Source organism: Streptomyces sp. NPDC002926, from assembly GCF_053591755.1.
The window spans coordinates 185,675-201,005 of sequence record NZ_JBSFUK010000006.1 but is presented as its reverse complement, the minus strand read 5'-3'; the positions used below and the strand labels follow the sequence as shown (position 1 = coordinate 201,005).

Here is a 15,331-nt window from a genome sequence, read left to right as displayed (position 1 = left end):
CTCTCAGACCACAGGGGTGGCAGGGGGGCCGAACCAACGGCCCAGCGCGTCGGCCAGCTCCTCCTGCCCGCCGGGCGCGGCCCAAGCCACGTGCCCGTCGGGCCGCACCAGCACGGCGTCCACCCGCGGGACCGCGGAATCGGCGGCCGGCTTGGCGGTCACCACGTCCACCCGGTCGGCCCACGGCCGCGCGGACTGCCGTACGGACTCGTCGTCGGCGAGGTCGAGCACGAGGCCGCGAGCCCCGCGCAGCAGCGGGAAGACCGTGGTCGTCCCGGCCTCGCCCGCGAGCTCGAGGTCGGGCATGCGCAGCCCGAGCAGCGGGTGGTCGCCAGGGCCCGTCGGGTAGCGGATCTCCAGCCCGCTGACCATGCCGGCCAGGTACCGGTGCACGACCTCGTGGTCGGTGAGCTCGCCCAGCACGTCGCGGAGCGGCTGCATCTCGGTGCCGCCCAGGAAGAGCAGCCCTTGGGCGCGGGTGTTGTTGAGCAGCCGCCTGCCCACCGCGTGCCGTTCGTCGTGGTAGGTGTCGAGCAGGGTGTCCGGGGCCTGACCACGCACCACGGCGGCGAGCTTCCAGCCGAGGTTGAAGGCGTCCTGGATGCCGGTGTTCATACCGAGCCCGCCCGCCGGGAGGTGGACGTGCGCGGCGTCTCCCGCGAGCAGCACCCGCCCCTTGCGGTACTCGGTCGCGAGTCGCGTGGCGTCGCCGAAGGCGCTCACCCACAGCGCCTCGCCGTGGCTGATGTCCTCTCCTGTGAGCCGCTGCCAGCCGGCGGCGACCTCGCCGAACGTCGGCGGCTCGGTGCGCCGTTGCGGGGGCGTGTCCCGTTCGCACACCACGACCCGGTCCACCCCGTCACCGATGGGGGCCGACATCGCGACCCCGCCGGGCAGCCACTCACCGATGAAGCGTGGCCGGATGTCGCAACCTCGGACGTCGGCGAGGAACAGCTCGAGGGTGGCGGGGGTGCCGGGGAAATCGAAACCGGCCAGCCCGCGGACCGTGCTGCGGCCGCCGTCGCACCCGACCAGGTACCGCGCGCGCAGCAGCAGCGGCCCGTCAGGCCCTTCGACCTGGACCTCCACGGCGTCGCCGGTGTCGGCCAGGCCGACGACCGCGTGGCCGCGGCGCAGGTCGCAGCCGAGCTCCGCGACCCAGCCGCGCAGCATCGTCTCGGTGTGGACCTGCGGAAGGTTCACGACGGCCGGATGGGCATCGCGAAACACTCCGAAGTCCAGCGGCAGCCCGCCGAAGTGCCCGCGGGTGGTGGTCTGGAGCGGGGGGTCCAGCAGGTCGAACCTGTCCACCAGGCCGCGTTGAGCGAACACCTCCATGGTCCTCGGAGTGAAGCCCAACCCGCGCGATTCGGTGGTCGGTTCGGTCAGCCGGTCCAGCACGACCACCTCGACCCCGGCCAGGCGCAGCTCTCCTGCGAGCATGAGCCCGGTCGGCCCGCCGCCGACGACGATGACCTCGGCGTCGAATGGAGCATCCATCAATGGTCTCCTGTTCAGATTCTGGGCTCAGCGTGCGACGCCCACCGGCTGCCGCACCGTCGCCGGGTCGTCCAACATCGCCAGGACGGCGTGGGCAAGGTCGGCCCGGGAAACGGAATGGGACTTCGGCACGTTGCCGCCGACGACCGTGTGCGGGGTGTCGCCACCCTCGATGGCGAACAGCGGCGCCTGCGCCGGGCACCTTCACGCATCTGCGGGCGACTGCCGACTGCGGGGCGACGGGTACCCCGGGGCCCGCTCGAGGCGCCGCCGGCCCGCGGTGGCCCGGCGCGCGCGGCCGGGCGCGGGAGAGCCGGCCTCCTGGCGCGCCGGCAGCACCATGATCACGACGGCCGCTCCTCGGCCGTCGGGCGCCCCGTCACCACACGGATCATCCGGAGGTACCCCCGTGCACACGCGCCGGCGGGTCGGCTCGTTTCCCTGCGGTCCCGGTCATGGCGGGCGTTCTCTCCCGGTCCGCGTCCGGGGCGCCGAACCATCGGTGCAGCGCGGCGCGGAGAGGTGTCGTACAGTCGTCGACCCATGCGACGTGACCGTCGGGGCGGAGCAGGACCGCACGGACGGCCGTGCCGCCGGGCCCGAGTGGGTACCCGGTCCCAGGGCCGTGCGGCGTCGCGGCCGATACCATGCGGACCCGGTCCGCCCAGCCGGCAACCGCGCCCGACGGCAGGCCGGCGGCGAAGTCCAGCAGCACCCCGCGGCCGGTGCGGAGCAGCTTCGCGGTACTGGACGGGCCGGTCTCGGCGGTCAGCTCCCAGTGCGGCACCCGGCCGCCGAGCAGCGGGGCGTCGCTTCCGTCGGGGTAACGGACGTCCAGACCGCTGATCATGCCGGCCAGATGCCCGACCACCTCGTCGTGGCCGAGCAGTTCGGCCACGGTCGCGCGCAGCGGCTCCACCTCCGCGCCGCCCAGCAGCAACGTGGCCTGCGCCTCGATGTTGGCCAGCACACGGCGGCCAACGGCGTGCCGCTCTTCGTGGTAGGTGTCGAGCAGGCCCACCGGCGCCCAGTCACGCACCTGCGCCGCAAGCTTCCAGCCCAGATTCACGGCGTCCTGCAGGCCCAGGTTGAGGGCCTGGCCCCCGACCGGCATCTGCACGTGGGCGGCGTCCCCGGCGAGCAGCACCCGGCCGCTGCGGTACCGCTCGGCCAGCCTACGGGCGTTCCCGAACGCGTTCACCCAGATCGGCCTGCCCGCGCCGATGTCCTCCCCGGTGACCCTCGCCCACGCGGCGGCGACCTCCGCGAACGCCGGCTCCCCGGCACGTGCCGCGGCGGCCGCGCCGAACTCATGCACCATGACCCGGGTGACCCCATCGGGCCGGCGGTGGGCGATGGCCAGGCCGCGCTCGTGGCGTTCGAACCGGCGGTTGGGCACATCGATACCGGCCACGTCGGCGCGGAGCAGCTCCCGCGTCGCGTCCGTGCCGGGGAAAGCGAAGCCCGCCAGCCGCCGTACAGCGCTGCTTTCACCATCGCATCCCACCAGGTAGGCGGCCCGGATCCGGACCCTGCCCCCGGGGCCCACCACCTCGGCTTCCACCCCCGACTCGGTCTGCCGCAGGCCCACGAGCTCGTGACCGCGCCTGACGGCCGCGCCGAGACCGACCGCCCAGGTGCCCAGCAGTTGCTCGGTGCGGGCCTGCGGCACCTTCCACTGGCCCCGGTACCGGGTGTCCAGCCCACTGAAGTCCAGGCGGATGCCACCGAAGTGCCCGACCATGTCGTTGGGCACCGACCCCAACGAGTCAAGCAGCCCTCGCTGATCGAAGATCTCCATGGTGCGGGCGTGCAGGGTCGACGCGCGGGACTCGGCGGTGGGTTCGGCCAACCGCTCCAGTACAGTCACCCGCGCCCCGCCGGTCCGCAGTTCCCCGGCGAGCATCAGACCGACCGGCCCGGCACCCACGACGATCACGTCGGTGTCCACAGAGTGCGCGGCCATGGTCAGCGCTTCTTCTCCGCGTAGTCCTTCGCATGGCCGAGAGTGGCGCGGCTGTTGGTGCTCAGCGCGTTGCGGACGTACTCCCGGGCATCCGCGACGCTCGCCTCGGGGCCGAGCACCCGGGCGATGTTGTCGGTGTTGAGGACCACGGTGTGCTGCGAAGAAGCAGCGACGCCCCGCTCGTTCTCCGTGAAGGTCCAGTAGCCGGTGTGCAGTGTCATCAGGGCGGGCAGGGTGACCTGCTTGTACGCGATCCTGTGGTGCGGGAAGGTCACCCGGTACGACTTGGTGGTGTGCGTGGAACCGTCCTGCGCGCGGGTGTCCATCTCCAGGGTCTGCAGCCCCGGAATGTCCTCCTCCAGGCGGACGCTCGCCACGTGCGGGAGCCGCTCGGCCCACAGCCCCGCCTCGTTGACGAAGTCGTAGACGTCCTTGGCCCGGCCCTGTATCCGGACGGTGTCCTCGAAGGAGAAGGTGATCTCCTCGGAGGCGTGGGCCAGTTCGACGTTCTGTTTCAGGGAGGCGAGTTCGGTGCGGGAGTTGCGGTCGACGGCCTCGTCGATCCATTTCAGGCTCTCGGGGTTGTCGTCGACCGCCCGGTAGTCGTGCAGCAGCCGCACCCGGGAAGCGGAGTCGGACAGCGGTTCGACGATCCAGGTGCCGCCCATGGCGGCGACCGGCGGGCTGGAGATCTCCTGCCGGAAGGTGATCCGCAGCTTTCGCGGGTCCAGGGTGCGGTGTGAAGTCCAGTTCTTGGCCTCGCCGTTGGCGGTGGCCCAGATCCGTATGCGCTCCTCGTCGACGCCTCGCTCCACGTGGTCGACGTAGATGGTGGGCGGGAAGATCCGGGGCCAGTTCTCCACCTCGGCAATCAGCCGGTAGACGGCGGCGGCCGGGGCGTCGACGGTGATCTCGTGCTCGACCAGGCGGTTGGTCATCGGTCCTCTTCTCCGCGAATGTCAGAAGTTGCCCAGGCCGCCGCAGACGTTCAGTGCCTGTGCGGTGATGGAGGCGGCGGTGTCGGAGGCCAGGTAGCCGACCAGGCCCGCGACCTCCTCGGGGGTGGAGTAACGGCCCAGCGGGATCTTCGCCTCGAACTTCTGGAGGATGGCCTCCTCGCTCGTGTCGTAGGCGGCCGCGTAGCCCTGACGGACGCGTTGCGCCATCGGGGTCTCGACATAGCCGGGGCAGACGGCGTTCACGGTGATGCCCGTCGGGCCCAGTTCGTTGCCGAGTGCCTTGGTGAGGCCGACGACGCCGTGCTTGGAGGCGGAGTACGGGGCACCGAGCACCACGCCCTGTTTTCCGGCGGTGGAGGCGATGTTGATGATCCGGCCGCGGTTCTTGTGCCGCATGCCGCCGGTGTTGAGCACCTCACGGGTCATCAGGAACACGCTGTTGAGGTTGGTGTTGATGACGTCGAACCAGAGCTCGTCGGCGATGTCGGCGGTGACGCCGCCACCGGACCGGCCGGCGTTGTTGACCAGCACGTCGATCGGGCCGAAGCGGTCGACGGCCTGCTGCACGAAGCGGTGGATGTCCGCCGCGGAGCGGACGTCGCAGGGGGCGCCGTCGACGTCGAGTCCCTCGTCGACGAGTTCCTTGACGGTACGGGTCACGCTGTCCTCCGTGCGGGCACAGAGGAAGACGCTGTGGTCCTGGCGGGCCAGCAGCCTGGCTGCCTCCAGGCCGATGCCGCTGGTGGCGCCGGTGACGATGGCGACCTTCGGTTTCTGCTCCGTCATGCTGTCTCCTGACTGCGTCGGTGGGCGAGGCCGGGCACGTCGGCCGTGGCGCGGCCGTGCGGGGGCGTGAAGTGGAGTGGGCGCACCGCCGGCCCCGCCGGGGCATCGACGGTTGACCGGCGGGGACCGGCGGCGCGGTGTGGGGGGTCAGGCGACGCCGGACGGCACCAGCACGCCGTTGACGGCCTCGATCAGGGCGCGTGGCGTCCTGGCATCGGTCAGCGTGTCGTCATCCAGGGTCATGCCGAACTCGCGTTCGATGCGACTGCCGGTCTCCAGCATGGCCAACGACTCGTAGCCGAGCGACTCGAAGTCGGTGTCGAGGATGTCTCCGTCGAGGTCGACGCCTTCGTCCGCGCCGGCACCCTCGCGCAGGATGCGCTTCAGGTCGTCGACGGTGAACTCGTGGGCAGACATGAATGGCTGTCCTTTCATCTCGGTTGGTGCGGTCACTGCGGGGGCCGGGCTAGACGGCGCGTGCCACCAGCGCGGAGTTGAAGCCGCCGTGGCCGCGGGCAACCACCAGGGCGGAGCGGACCGTCGCGGTGCGCTCCTCTTCGACGACCAGGTCCAGGTCGTACTCGGGGTCGGGGGTGACGCCGATGGAGGGCGGGATCACTCCGTCGCGCATGGCGAGGAACGCGGCGGCCACGTCCAGCGGTGCCGCGCCCGAGTAGAGGCGTCCGGTCATGGTCTTGGGCGCGGTGACCGGCACGGCCCGCGGACCGAACACCCGGGAGATCGCCTCGGCCTCGACACGGTCCAGTTCGGGGATCGCGGCCGCGTCGGCGAACACCACGTCGATCTCCTCCGGGGCGACGCCCGCGTCGGCCAGCGCCAGTTCGATCGCCCTGGCCAGCCCGGGGGGACGGCCGCTGCCCGGCCGGGGGTCCAGGGTGGAGCCGTATCCGGCGATCTCTCCGTAGACCACCCCGGCCCCTCGGGCACGGGCGCTCTCCAGATCCTCGAGTACCAGCAGCGCCCCGCCCTCCCCCGGCACATGTCCTCGTGCGGCGGCGTCGAAGGGCAGATACGCCCGCTCCGGGTCCTCACTCGTGCTCAGCCGGCCGCCTGCCATCTGGGCGACCCAGCCCCACGGGCAGATCGAGGCGTCGACGGCCCCTGACATCACCAGCCCGGTGCCCTTGCGGATCTGACGCCGGGCCTGGGCGATCGCGTCGAGCCCGCCCGCCTGGTCGCTGACGATCACACCGCTCGGGCCGCGCATGCCGTTGCGGATGGAGATCTGGCCGCTGTTGACCGCGTAGAACCAGGCGAAGGACTGGTAGGCGCTCACGTAACGGCTGCCCTTGCTCCACAGCGCCTGCAGCTCCCGCTGGCCGAACTCGAAACCGCCCGACGAGCTGGCCGTGATCACGCCCATGCCGTACTCGGGCAGTTCCCGCGGGTCGACACCCGCGTCGGCGAGCGCCCAGTCGGCGCTCGCCAGAGCGATCCGGGTCATCCGGTCGGTCTGTGGCAGCAGCCGCCCCGGCAGATGGTCCTCGGCGACGAAGTCGTTGATCTCCCCCGCCAGCCGGGCCGGGTACTGCGCGGGGTCGAACCGCGAGATACGGCCGATGCCGCTGATTCCCTTGCGGGCCGCCGCCCAGTACGTGTCCGTGCCGCAGCCGTTGGGGGCGGCCACGCCCAGACCGGTGACCACGGTTCTGACGGCGGCGCCGCTCATGCCGCGCTCCTTTCGGGACGGGCCAGCACCATCGCGCTCTGGAATCCGCCGAAGCCGCTGCCCACCGAGAGCACGGCGTCGGTCCGCCAGTCACGTGCCGTCAACGGCACGTAGTCCAGGTCGCACTCGGGGTCGGGCGTGTGCAGGTTGGCGGTCGGCGGCACGACACCGTGCTCCATCGCGAGCGCGCTGGCCGCGATCTCGATCGAACCGATGGCGCCCAGCGAGTGACCGACCATCGACTTGATCGAGCTGACGGGCACCTGGTAGGCGTGCTCGCCCAGGCTGCGTTTGAAGGCGGCGGTCTCGTGCCGGTCGTTCTGTTTGGTGCCCGAGCCGTGCGCGTTGACGTAGTCGACGTCGTCCGGATTGAGCCGGGCCTCGTTCAGGGCGACCCGGATCGACTCGGCCATTTCCCGTCCGTCGGGGCGCAGGCCCGTCATGTGGAAGGCGTTGCTGCGCGTGGCGTAGCCGGCGACCTCCGCGTAGACATGCGCGCCGCGGCGTCTGGCACTGTCCAGTTCCTCCAGGACGAAGACGGCCGCTCCCTCGCCCAGCACGAATCCGTTGCGGGTGCGGTCGAAGGGACGGGAGGCGTGCTCCGGATCGTCGTTGCGCGACGTGGTCGCCTTGATCGCGTCGAAACACGCCACCGTGATCGGTGAGATGGGGGCGTCCGACGCGCCGGCCACCATGACGTCGGCCGAGCCCTCACGGATCAGCTCGGTGGCGTAGCCCACCGCGTCCAGCCCGGAGGTGCAGCCGGTGGAGACCACCGTGGCGGGGCCCTCGGCACCCACGGCCCACGCCACCTCGGCGGCGAAGGAGCTGGGCACCAGATAGTTGTAGAGGTGCGGGACGGCGTAGGTGTGGTCGACGAGTTCGAGCCGGCCGCTGTCGCTGACGGTGCGGTACTCCTCGTCCAGCCCCATGGTGGCGCCGACCGCGCTGCCGATTGTCACGCCGGTGCGGTGCGGATCGAGGGCGGTGAGGTCCAGTCCGCTGTCCGCCACCGCCTCGCGTGCCGTCACCACGGCGAACTGCGCGGCCCGGTCCATCCGCCGGATCTGCTGGGGGTTCAGCCCGAGGAGTTCGGCGTCGAAGTCGACCTCCGCAGCGACCTGCGAGCGGAACGGGGTCGGGTCGAAGAAACTGATGCGGCGGGTGGCGGTGCGGCCGTCGGTCAGCAGACTCCAGAAGTTCTTGACGCCCACACCACCGGGCGCGGTGACGCCGATTCCGGTGATGACGACCCGCCGGCCATGCGCCGCGCTCACTGTGCGGTCCAGTGGTAGAAGCGCTCCGCCATGGCGTCGGCGGGAGAGCGCCAGGCGGCCGGGTCGTAGGCGGTGATGAACGGTTTCAGGTCGTCGCTGATGGTGACGAACCGGGAGTCGGTCTTCGCCTCCTCGATGCGCTCGCCACCGTCTTCGCCGTCGAAGTCCTGCAGGTGGAAGTACAAGCCACGGTACGAGAAGAGCTCTCGGCGCCTGGTTCCCATCCGATGCGGCATCTCCGTGTCGTCGAACGCGCCGAAGAGGCTCGCGACCTCCGCGGCCGAGTGGGGTTCCATCCGGGCCACGATCAACGTGCTGTGCATCCACATCTCCTTATCGGGATGGTCGGATTCGGGAGGGGTCGAAGCGGTGTTCGAGCGCCATGGGCAGGTCGTGGTGGCTGCCGGGCGCGGCCCGGGCCATGTGCCCGTCGGGGCGTACGAGGAGGACAGCGGGCGTGCCGGTGCGCGGGCTGCCGGGCTGGAGCGCGTGGGGAGCCGCGGTCACGATGTCCACACGGTCGGACCGGCCAGACGCCCGGCCGCGGAGGACGGCGTTGTCCTCCAGGTCGAGCAGAACGCCCCTCCCTGCGTGCAGTTCCTGGGTGCGGCTGGTCCTACGGCTGCCGGTCACCAACTCCGGCGCCGATGTCACCCAAGCGGTGCGGCAGTCCGCGCTGGTCGAGCACGAGACCGGCGGGACCCGCTCCGGCGACGATGACTGATGCGTCCATGGCTGGGCCCTCGGGGAGACGTCGAAATGAGATGGGTACACCGAAGCGGCGCACCGAAATATCCCATCGGTGCGCCGCGCGAGAAAGGCGATTTCACTTCGGGCCGGATGAGGGATATCCCCCAAACGGCAGTCGATTATCCCAGCCGGTGAATCGACACAGTGCTGAGGAAGTTAGTGATCAGCTTCTTCGAAGAACCAGAGAATGTCAATGCCGCTTTCTCAAAGCAGCGACAGGACCGAGTCAGAGAATTGTTAAGTCCCCCTGCGCGGCAACGCGGTTTCACCTGGCCAGGGTGCGGATGCGACGCGGTTTCGCACGCGCTCGCAAATCCGCCGGAAAACGAGGGCGGGCACGGCGCTGAGGCCGTGCCCGCTCGTTCCTGGAGGACCGATCCGTCAGGAGCGACCACCGGTGCGCGCTCCGAGAGACCGCAGGACATCCTCCTCGTGGTAGAAGGTGCGGCCCTTGCCGCTGCGCCGCCGCCACCGCTGTTCGCTGGCATGGCGGTACACGCTGCCGGAGGGGATCCCCCAGAGCAGGGAGATGTCCCGGGCGCTCAGCCACCGCACCGTCGGCGCCGGGAGCGCCGGGCCGGCCGGCCGCTTCGTCCGGTCCGCCGACGCGCCGCGGCTCAGCGCCATCCACTCCTGCGCGGACCAGCGGTGCGAGGGAACCGCGGCGCAGCTGATCTCGACCGGCGGATCGGCCCGGTCGGCGCGCACCACGGCCGTCAGCCCGCCCTCGCAGTCCGCCACGACGCACGTCCCGACCTGCATGCCTCGGCCGGGGGACGGGTCGATCACATACCGCGCCCGGCGTACCGCTCGCGCCACCTCCTCGGACAGCTCACCCGCGGCTTCGTGGGCGGCCAGCCATCCGGCGTGCCGGATCAGGAACTCGACGACGCCGGCCACCGTGTCCCGGGGCGCGGCGACGACCCGCTCCCCGACGACCAGCCCGGCCCAGGAACGCAGTACGCCGAGGATCACGGAGCGGGCCTCGGCCGCCGCGGTGTTGAAGGGGAGCCCGGGCGACGAGCCGCCGCCGGACGTACGTTCGCGCGGCCGGTCGGTGCCCCCGAGGAGCAGTCCGCACTCGTCGTACAGGCGGGGCAGCCGCGTCAGACCGCTGGTCAGGTGGAGGACGCAGGCCGAGCAGAGCCGGGTTCCGGCCACGGTGAGGTCTCGGGGACGCTCCGCTGCCTCACTTTTGCCGCGGCATGCGATGCCCTCGCATTCAGCGAGATCCGCCACCGCGTAGGGCGCTCGTGTCGTGTCATTGAATTCGCGTGTCATGTTGCCCCCGTCTCAAGTGGGGCGAATATATTTCGCGGATTCAACGACGGGCAAGGAAAGGCCCGCTCTATGTCAAACCTCTGTAGCGGGCCTTTCATTTACCTGATGGAGCTGTCCTGTATATGTCGATCGGCTGGAACCGATCGACGTCCGTCACATTTCGGACGGTGCGTGATCGATTTTCAGCCGAGCGACGATACCGTCAAGGACCGAGTTCGGGCCAATTTCGAACCGCCATTGCGGATCGTCCTTGCGGGCGGCCTCTCCGAAGGTCGCGCTCGTACATCGGGTAACGGCCGGTCTTCATCAGCCGGCCCGTCTGCGGGACCGGTTCGGAGCGCGCTTCCCCATGACTGGACCACCCTCTCGCCCACAGCGGCTGGTTCAGGCCGATCTCCGAGTCGACGGGCGCCCCGCACACAGGAGGTGACGGTGCTGAATGTGTACGCCACTGGGGAAGGCCTGCGGGAGTCCTAGGTGAGGCTCGACGGGACGATCCCGTAACGGCGCATCTTGCGGTACATGGTGGCGCGGGAGATGCCGAGATCCTGTGCGGTGCGCTGGACGTTGGAGCTGCGGTCCATCAGCCCGCGGAGAATGGCGTCCCGTTCCAGCGCTTCGATGGTGGTCAGGACTTTGTGCGAGGACACCCGGCACTCCGGCGGGAGATCCTCCACTCGCAGGATCCGGACGGACTGCCGCCGCGCCAGGCCGCGGATCACCGACTCGAGCTGCCGGACATTCTCCGGCCAGGGGCAGCGCTGCAGCATCGTCAGCGCATCCGGGGAGCAGCTGCTCTCTCCGCTCGGCCTGTATTTGAGCAGGAAGAACCGGACCAGGTGCTCGATGTCTCCGTAGCGATGACGGAGGGGCGGCACCTCTACCGAGGCGTCGCACAGACGGTCGAGCACGTCGTCGGTCGTGACCATGGACGGCTGGCTGGTCATGATCAGTTGCCCGGTGGCGGTCGTGTCCAGGTGTGTCAGGAGGCTTCGCAGCTCCTGGCGCACGTGGGCGGCAAGAAGGTGGACATCGCCCAGGACGACCACGTTCGACGGCTCGGCCAGCAGCTCGCGGACGTTGCGCAGCCATTGCTCGGTGGCGTGCGTCGACTCCGACAGCGGCGCTTCCACCCTCTCCAGCCGGCGCCCGGCACCTCTGGCTCGGTGGAGGGCTTCGATCAGCGTCCGCTTCCCGGCCCCGGCCTCTCCCACAAGATGAAGCCACGACCCGGCGACGAACGCCGCTTCGGTTTCGGCGACCGCGCTCAGCCATCGCGGGGAGGAGCCCACCAGGCCCAGGCCCGATCGTGTGGATCCAGCGGAAGCGACCGGTCCGGACTGGGGACGCCCGATGACCCGGACCCGGAAGATGGTGCCCGCGTCGCTGTCCTCGCGTCGGCTACGGCTCACCCGGAGCTCGGCGATGCGTCCGGAGGGGAGTGCGATGCTCCGGGTACCTTCGTACCGGAGGTCGTCGGCGATCTCACGTGCGTGGTCGAGCAGCGCGTAGTGATCCGTCCCTGTAACGGCCGATCTCAGCAGCTCGTTCATCATGACGACATCGCGACTGATGGCCAGAACAGGTCCGGGACGCACCGAGGAGCACGCGTCCATGTAGTCCTGGAACAGGGCCCGTTCCCGTCGCGAGCTGATCGCGGCGATCTCACTTTCGATCTGGCCCGCGACAGAGCGGGCCAGGGCCATGAGCATGCCGGCCGAGCCCTGACGGGCCGTGGTCAGATTGAAGGCTCCCAGCAGGGTGCGCCGGGTGGGATGCAGGATCGGCACGGCCGCGCAGTAGAAGTCCCGCAGCGCCTCGACGTAGTGCTGACTTCCGGCGATCATGACCGGGCGGCCGCTGGCCAGTGCGGTCCCGATGCCGTTGGTGCCCACGTAGCGCTCGGCGAACACGTGGCCCGGGGCCAGCTGCACTCGGTTCAGCCGCGTCGTCAGAGCCTGGTGGGAGACCATGCGGGACAGCACCACGCCGTTGCGGTCGGTGACCATCGTGGACACCGGGTCGTCGGCCAGTTGCTCGTGCAGCGCGTTCAGGATCGGTAGCGCCGCTTTGGCGAGCGGGCTGTCCAGATTGGGGTTCTCGAGGTAGGGAGCGTCGATGCAGCCCGACTTCACCTGGTACTCGATCGAGCGCTGCCAGGAGGCGACCACGAGCGGGCGGGCGCTCGGATCCTTGGTGATCTCCTGGTAAAGCTCTCTGGCTGCTGTCAGAGAGCTGCCAGGTTGATGTCGGGGCATTTAACACTCCCGTATCGCACGCGTCATCCCTCGGTGGAGTGATTGGAGCAGCTCGATGACGCCGCGCCTATGGCCTGTATCACATTGATACATCCGCGGACCGCTTCTGAGACATCGGCCTGCGCACGGCGGGCTGTGTAATCGGCGCACCATCCACCCCGCCGATTCGCAGGGAGCGCCATGAAAGCCGTGCAGGTCATCGAGTACGACGAGCCGCCAGTGCTCGTGGATGTGCCGGACCCGCAGATAACCGGTCCGCTGGATGTGATCGTGAAAGTCGGGGGCGCGGGGGTCTGCCGCACCGATCTGCACATTCTCGAAGGACAGTGGAGCGACAAGAGCGGGGTTGTCCTGCCCTACACCATCGGTCATGAGAATGCCGGCTGGGTGCAGGAGGTGGGACAGGCTGTCACCAACGTCAAGGTCGGCGACCCGGTCATCCTGCACCCGCTCGTGACCTGCGGTCTGTGCCGTGCCTGCCGGGCCGGCGACGACGTGCACTGTATGAACTCGGCCTTCCCCGGCATCGACACCGACGGGGGCTATGCGGAGTACCTGAAGACCACCGCCCGCTCAGTGGTGGCACTCGATCCGTCCCTTGAGCCGGCCTCGGTTGCCGCCCTGGCCGATGCCGGGCTCACGGCGTACCACGCTGTCGCCAAGGCGGCCCGGGTCCTGCGACCGGGCGATCGGGCCGTGGTGATCGGCGCCGGAGGTCTCGGGCACATCGGCATCCAAGTGCTCCGGGCCCTGTCGCCGGTCGAGATGATCGTGATCGACCGAAGCCCGGACGCTCTTGCCCTCGCCAAGGAACTGGGCGCCGAACACACGCTGGTCGCGGACGGGAGTGAGAGCGGACGCGTCCTGGAACTCACCGGCGGGCACGGGGCCGAGGCGGTTCTGGACTTCGTGGGCGAGGGCGGTGCCGTCGAGACCGGCGTGGCCTGTCTGCGCCGCAACGGCAACTACTACGTCATCGGCTACGGCGGCCGTCTCGACGTTCCGACGATCGACGTCATCTCCACCGAGATCAACTTCATCGGCAACCTCGTGGGGTCCTACAACGACCTCTCCGAGCTGATGGTCCTGGCAGCCCAGGGCAAGGTCAGCCTGCACACCCAGCGGTACCCCCTGGCGTCCTTCCGTGACGCCCTCGACGACTTGTCCGCCGGTGCCGTCCGCGGCCGAGCGATCTTGATCCCGTGAGTCGAAGGAGCAGACCCATGCGCAACAACTCGTACAAGGGCATGATCGCCGCCGCGGCCGTCGTGGCCCTCACCGCCACAGGATGTACCGGCCAGGACAAGGCGGAGAGCAAGCCCGACAAGCCGGCGCTGTTCAAGCAGGGTTCGGACATCAGCTACAGAAAGTACGGCGAGGACTACCCGGCCACGAAGGTCAAGGACGTACCGGGTTCCTGCAGTTACGAGTCGATCAGCCGTAAGGACTACTCCGGGCAGACGCTGAAGATCATCAGCCATGCCGTCCCCGTCATCGGCGAGCCGACCAAGCTGCACGCCAGACAGTTCGAGGAGATCACCGGGGCGAAGGTGGAGGTGGTCAACGTCCCGTTCGGGGAGCTGCACCAGAAGATCCTCACGCCCCTGCAAGCGAATCAGCCGGCGTACGACGTCATGTTCTACCCCTCCTTGTGGATAGGCGACATGGCCCCGTATCTGGCCCCGGTGCCGCAGGAGTACCTGGACACCCCCGGCATGAAGGACGTCACGAAGGCCTATATGGACGTGGCCACCTGGAACGGGCAGGTCGTGCAGTACCCCGTGGACGGTGACCGGCATTACCTCAAGGTCCGCACGGACGTACTGAAGGACCCGAAGCGCCAGGCGGCGTACAAGGCGGCCACGGGCAAGGACCTGCGCACGCCCACAACCTGGGCCGAATACCAGGAGGTCGCCGCGTTCTTCAGCGGCAAGGACGTCGACGATGACGGCAAGCCCAACTTCGGCAGTGCCGAGGTCACCAAGCGTGACGACCTGACGTTCTCCGCCTTCATCAGCCGTGCGGCGCCCTATGTGAAGAACCCGAACGTCAAGGGGGGCCTCTTCTTCGACCTGGACACCATGAAGCCTCTGATCAACACCCCCGGCTTCGTACGCGCTCTCGACGACATGGTGAAAGCCAAGTCGACCTGGGCACCGGGTGGCGCCAACTTCGGTCTGGGCGACGAGATCTTCTCCTTCGGGGGCGGCCAGACACTGATGTCCTACTCATGGGACGACGCGTTCATCCAGGCCCAGCAACCGGACAGCAAGATACGCAACAAGATCGAAGCGGCGCCGCTGCCCGGTTCCACCGAGGTCTACAACCGCACCACAAAGGCGTGGGACAAGAAGCCGAACCAGGCTCCCTACTTCACCTGGGGGTGGACCTCGGCGGTGTCCAAGGCCTCGGCCCACCAGAAGATGGCCTTCGACTATCTGTGCTTCTTCAGCAACGAGGCCAATACCGCCCTCGACCTGACCATCGGCCGCTTCGGCGTCAATCCCTACCGCAACGCCCACTTCGATGCGGCGTTCTGGGAGAAGCAGGGCTGGGACAAGGACGTAGCGAAGTCGTACGTGCAGACGCTCTCCGGCATGGAAAAGAGCACCAACCGCGTCTTCGACCTGCGTGTCCCCGGTGTCAACCAGTACATGTCCGCGCTGGCCAACGGCGTCGCCGCGGCTTTGGCGGGGCAGAAGGCGCCGCAGCAGGCACTGGACGAGGCGGCCCGGGAGTGGGCCAAGATCACCGAGCAGATCGGCAAGGACACGGTCCACGACGCCTATCGCAACGTGGTCGCACTCGAGGACTACCGCTGACCCGACCACAGGACGCCCCGGGTGACCGGCCGGCTCCGGCCG

The 15,331-nt window shown here is 69.4% G+C and carries 12 protein-coding genes and 1 pseudogene; 2 read left to right on the top strand and 11 right to left on the bottom strand.

Going from position 1 to position 15,331, the window contains the following annotated elements:
• Positions 1-3: 3 nt before the first annotated feature.
• The 11 genes and pseudogenes from ACWDZ6_RS14485 to ACWDZ6_RS14435 all read right to left on the bottom strand — a co-directional run bounded on the left by ACWDZ6_RS14485 (position 4) and on the right by ACWDZ6_RS14435 (position 12,467).
• Positions 4-1,500, bottom strand: a complete 1,497-nt coding sequence (locus tag ACWDZ6_RS14485) for an FAD-dependent monooxygenase (RefSeq protein ID WP_451503092.1) — start codon at positions 1,498-1,500, stop codon at positions 4-6.
• A 391-nt stretch (positions 1,501-1,891) separates the two neighbouring features.
• Positions 1,892-3,526, bottom strand: a pseudogene (locus tag ACWDZ6_RS14480) (FAD-dependent monooxygenase); the annotation flags it as partial.
• Positions 3,469-4,404: an aromatase/cyclase gene (locus ACWDZ6_RS14475; RefSeq protein ID WP_451503091.1), complete on the bottom strand. Its 936-nt coding sequence runs from the start codon at positions 4,402-4,404 to the stop codon at positions 3,469-3,471. The pseudogene ACWDZ6_RS14480 and the gene ACWDZ6_RS14475, both read right to left, overlap by 58 nt.
• Before the next feature lie 21 nt (positions 4,405-4,425).
• Entirely contained in the window at positions 4,426-5,211 is a 786-nt protein-coding gene (gene fabG / locus ACWDZ6_RS14470; RefSeq protein ID WP_451503090.1) for a 3-oxoacyl-ACP reductase FabG, read from the bottom strand.
• 147 nt (positions 5,212-5,358) lie between these two features.
• Positions 5,359-5,628 (bottom strand): acyl carrier protein, encoded by a 270-nt coding sequence (locus ACWDZ6_RS14465; protein ID WP_451503089.1) that lies wholly within the window; start codon positions 5,626-5,628, stop codon positions 5,359-5,361.
• Between the two features lie 49 nt (positions 5,629-5,677).
• Positions 5,678-6,901, bottom strand: a complete 1,224-nt coding sequence (locus ACWDZ6_RS14460; RefSeq protein ID WP_451503088.1) for a ketosynthase chain-length factor — start codon at positions 6,899-6,901, stop codon at positions 5,678-5,680.
• Complete coding sequence (locus ACWDZ6_RS14455) at positions 6,898-8,178, bottom strand: beta-ketoacyl-[acyl-carrier-protein] synthase family protein (protein WP_451503087.1); 1,281 nt, start codon at positions 8,176-8,178, stop codon at positions 6,898-6,900. The genes ACWDZ6_RS14460 and ACWDZ6_RS14455 overlap by 4 nt, the downstream gene beginning before the upstream one ends.
• Entirely contained in the window at positions 8,175-8,501 is a 327-nt protein-coding gene (locus tag ACWDZ6_RS14450) for a TcmI family type II polyketide cyclase (RefSeq protein ID WP_451503086.1), read from the bottom strand. The genes ACWDZ6_RS14455 and ACWDZ6_RS14450 overlap by 4 nt, the downstream gene beginning before the upstream one ends.
• 10 nt (positions 8,502-8,511) lie before the next feature.
• Positions 8,512-8,811, bottom strand: a complete 300-nt coding sequence (locus ACWDZ6_RS14445) for an aromatic-ring hydroxylase C-terminal domain-containing protein (protein ID WP_451503085.1) — start codon at positions 8,809-8,811, stop codon at positions 8,512-8,514.
• Between the two features lie 498 nt (positions 8,812-9,309).
• Entirely contained in the window at positions 9,310-10,209 is a 900-nt protein-coding gene (locus ACWDZ6_RS14440; protein WP_451503084.1) for a hypothetical protein, read from the bottom strand.
• Between the two features lie 473 nt (positions 10,210-10,682).
• Complete coding sequence (locus tag ACWDZ6_RS14435; protein WP_451503083.1) at positions 10,683-12,467, bottom strand: sigma-54-dependent Fis family transcriptional regulator; 1,785 nt, start codon at positions 12,465-12,467, stop codon at positions 10,683-10,685.
• Positions 12,468-12,647: 180 nt separating this feature from the next.
• Here ACWDZ6_RS14435 and ACWDZ6_RS14430 point away from each other — a divergent pair, with 180 nt between their 5' ends.
• Both ACWDZ6_RS14430 and ACWDZ6_RS14425 read left to right on the top strand, forming a co-directional pair.
• Positions 12,648-13,673, top strand: coding sequence for an NAD(P)-dependent alcohol dehydrogenase (locus ACWDZ6_RS14430; protein WP_451503082.1), 1,026 nt, complete (start codon positions 12,648-12,650; stop codon positions 13,671-13,673).
• Positions 13,674-13,690: 17 nt separating this feature from the next.
• A complete protein-coding gene (locus tag ACWDZ6_RS14425; protein ID WP_451503081.1) occupies positions 13,691-15,289 on the top strand; it encodes an extracellular solute-binding protein in 1,599 nt (532 codons plus the stop codon).
• Positions 15,290-15,331: the final 42 nt, after the last annotated feature.

Coding starts and splice junctions, on each gene's coding strand:
- ACWDZ6_RS14450 (WP_451503086.1), bottom strand. CDS start 8,501: ATGCACAGCACGTTGATCGTGGCCCGGATGGAACCCCACTCGGCCGCG.
- fabG (WP_451503090.1), bottom strand. CDS start 5,211: ATGACGGAGCAGAAACCGAAGGTCGCCATCGTCACCGGCGCCACCAGC.
- ACWDZ6_RS14425 (WP_451503081.1), top strand. CDS start 13,691: ATGCGCAACAACTCGTACAAGGGCATGATCGCCGCCGCGGCCGTCGTG.
- ACWDZ6_RS14475 (WP_451503091.1), bottom strand. CDS start 4,404: ATGACCAACCGCCTGGTCGAGCACGAGATCACCGTCGACGCCCCGGCC.
- ACWDZ6_RS14430 (WP_451503082.1), top strand. CDS start 12,648: ATGAAAGCCGTGCAGGTCATCGAGTACGACGAGCCGCCAGTGCTCGTG.
- ACWDZ6_RS14465 (WP_451503089.1), bottom strand. CDS start 5,628: ATGTCTGCCCACGAGTTCACCGTCGACGACCTGAAGCGCATCCTGCGC.
- ACWDZ6_RS14440 (WP_451503084.1), bottom strand. CDS start 10,209: ATGACACGCGAATTCAATGACACGACACGAGCGCCCTACGCGGTGGCG.
- ACWDZ6_RS14460 (WP_451503088.1), bottom strand. CDS start 6,901: ATGAGCGGCGCCGCCGTCAGAACCGTGGTCACCGGTCTGGGCGTGGCC.
- ACWDZ6_RS14485 (WP_451503092.1), bottom strand. CDS start 1,500: ATGGATGCTCCATTCGACGCCGAGGTCATCGTCGTCGGCGGCGGGCCG.
- ACWDZ6_RS14435 (WP_451503083.1), bottom strand. CDS start 12,467: ATGCCCCGACATCAACCTGGCAGCTCTCTGACAGCAGCCAGAGAGCTT.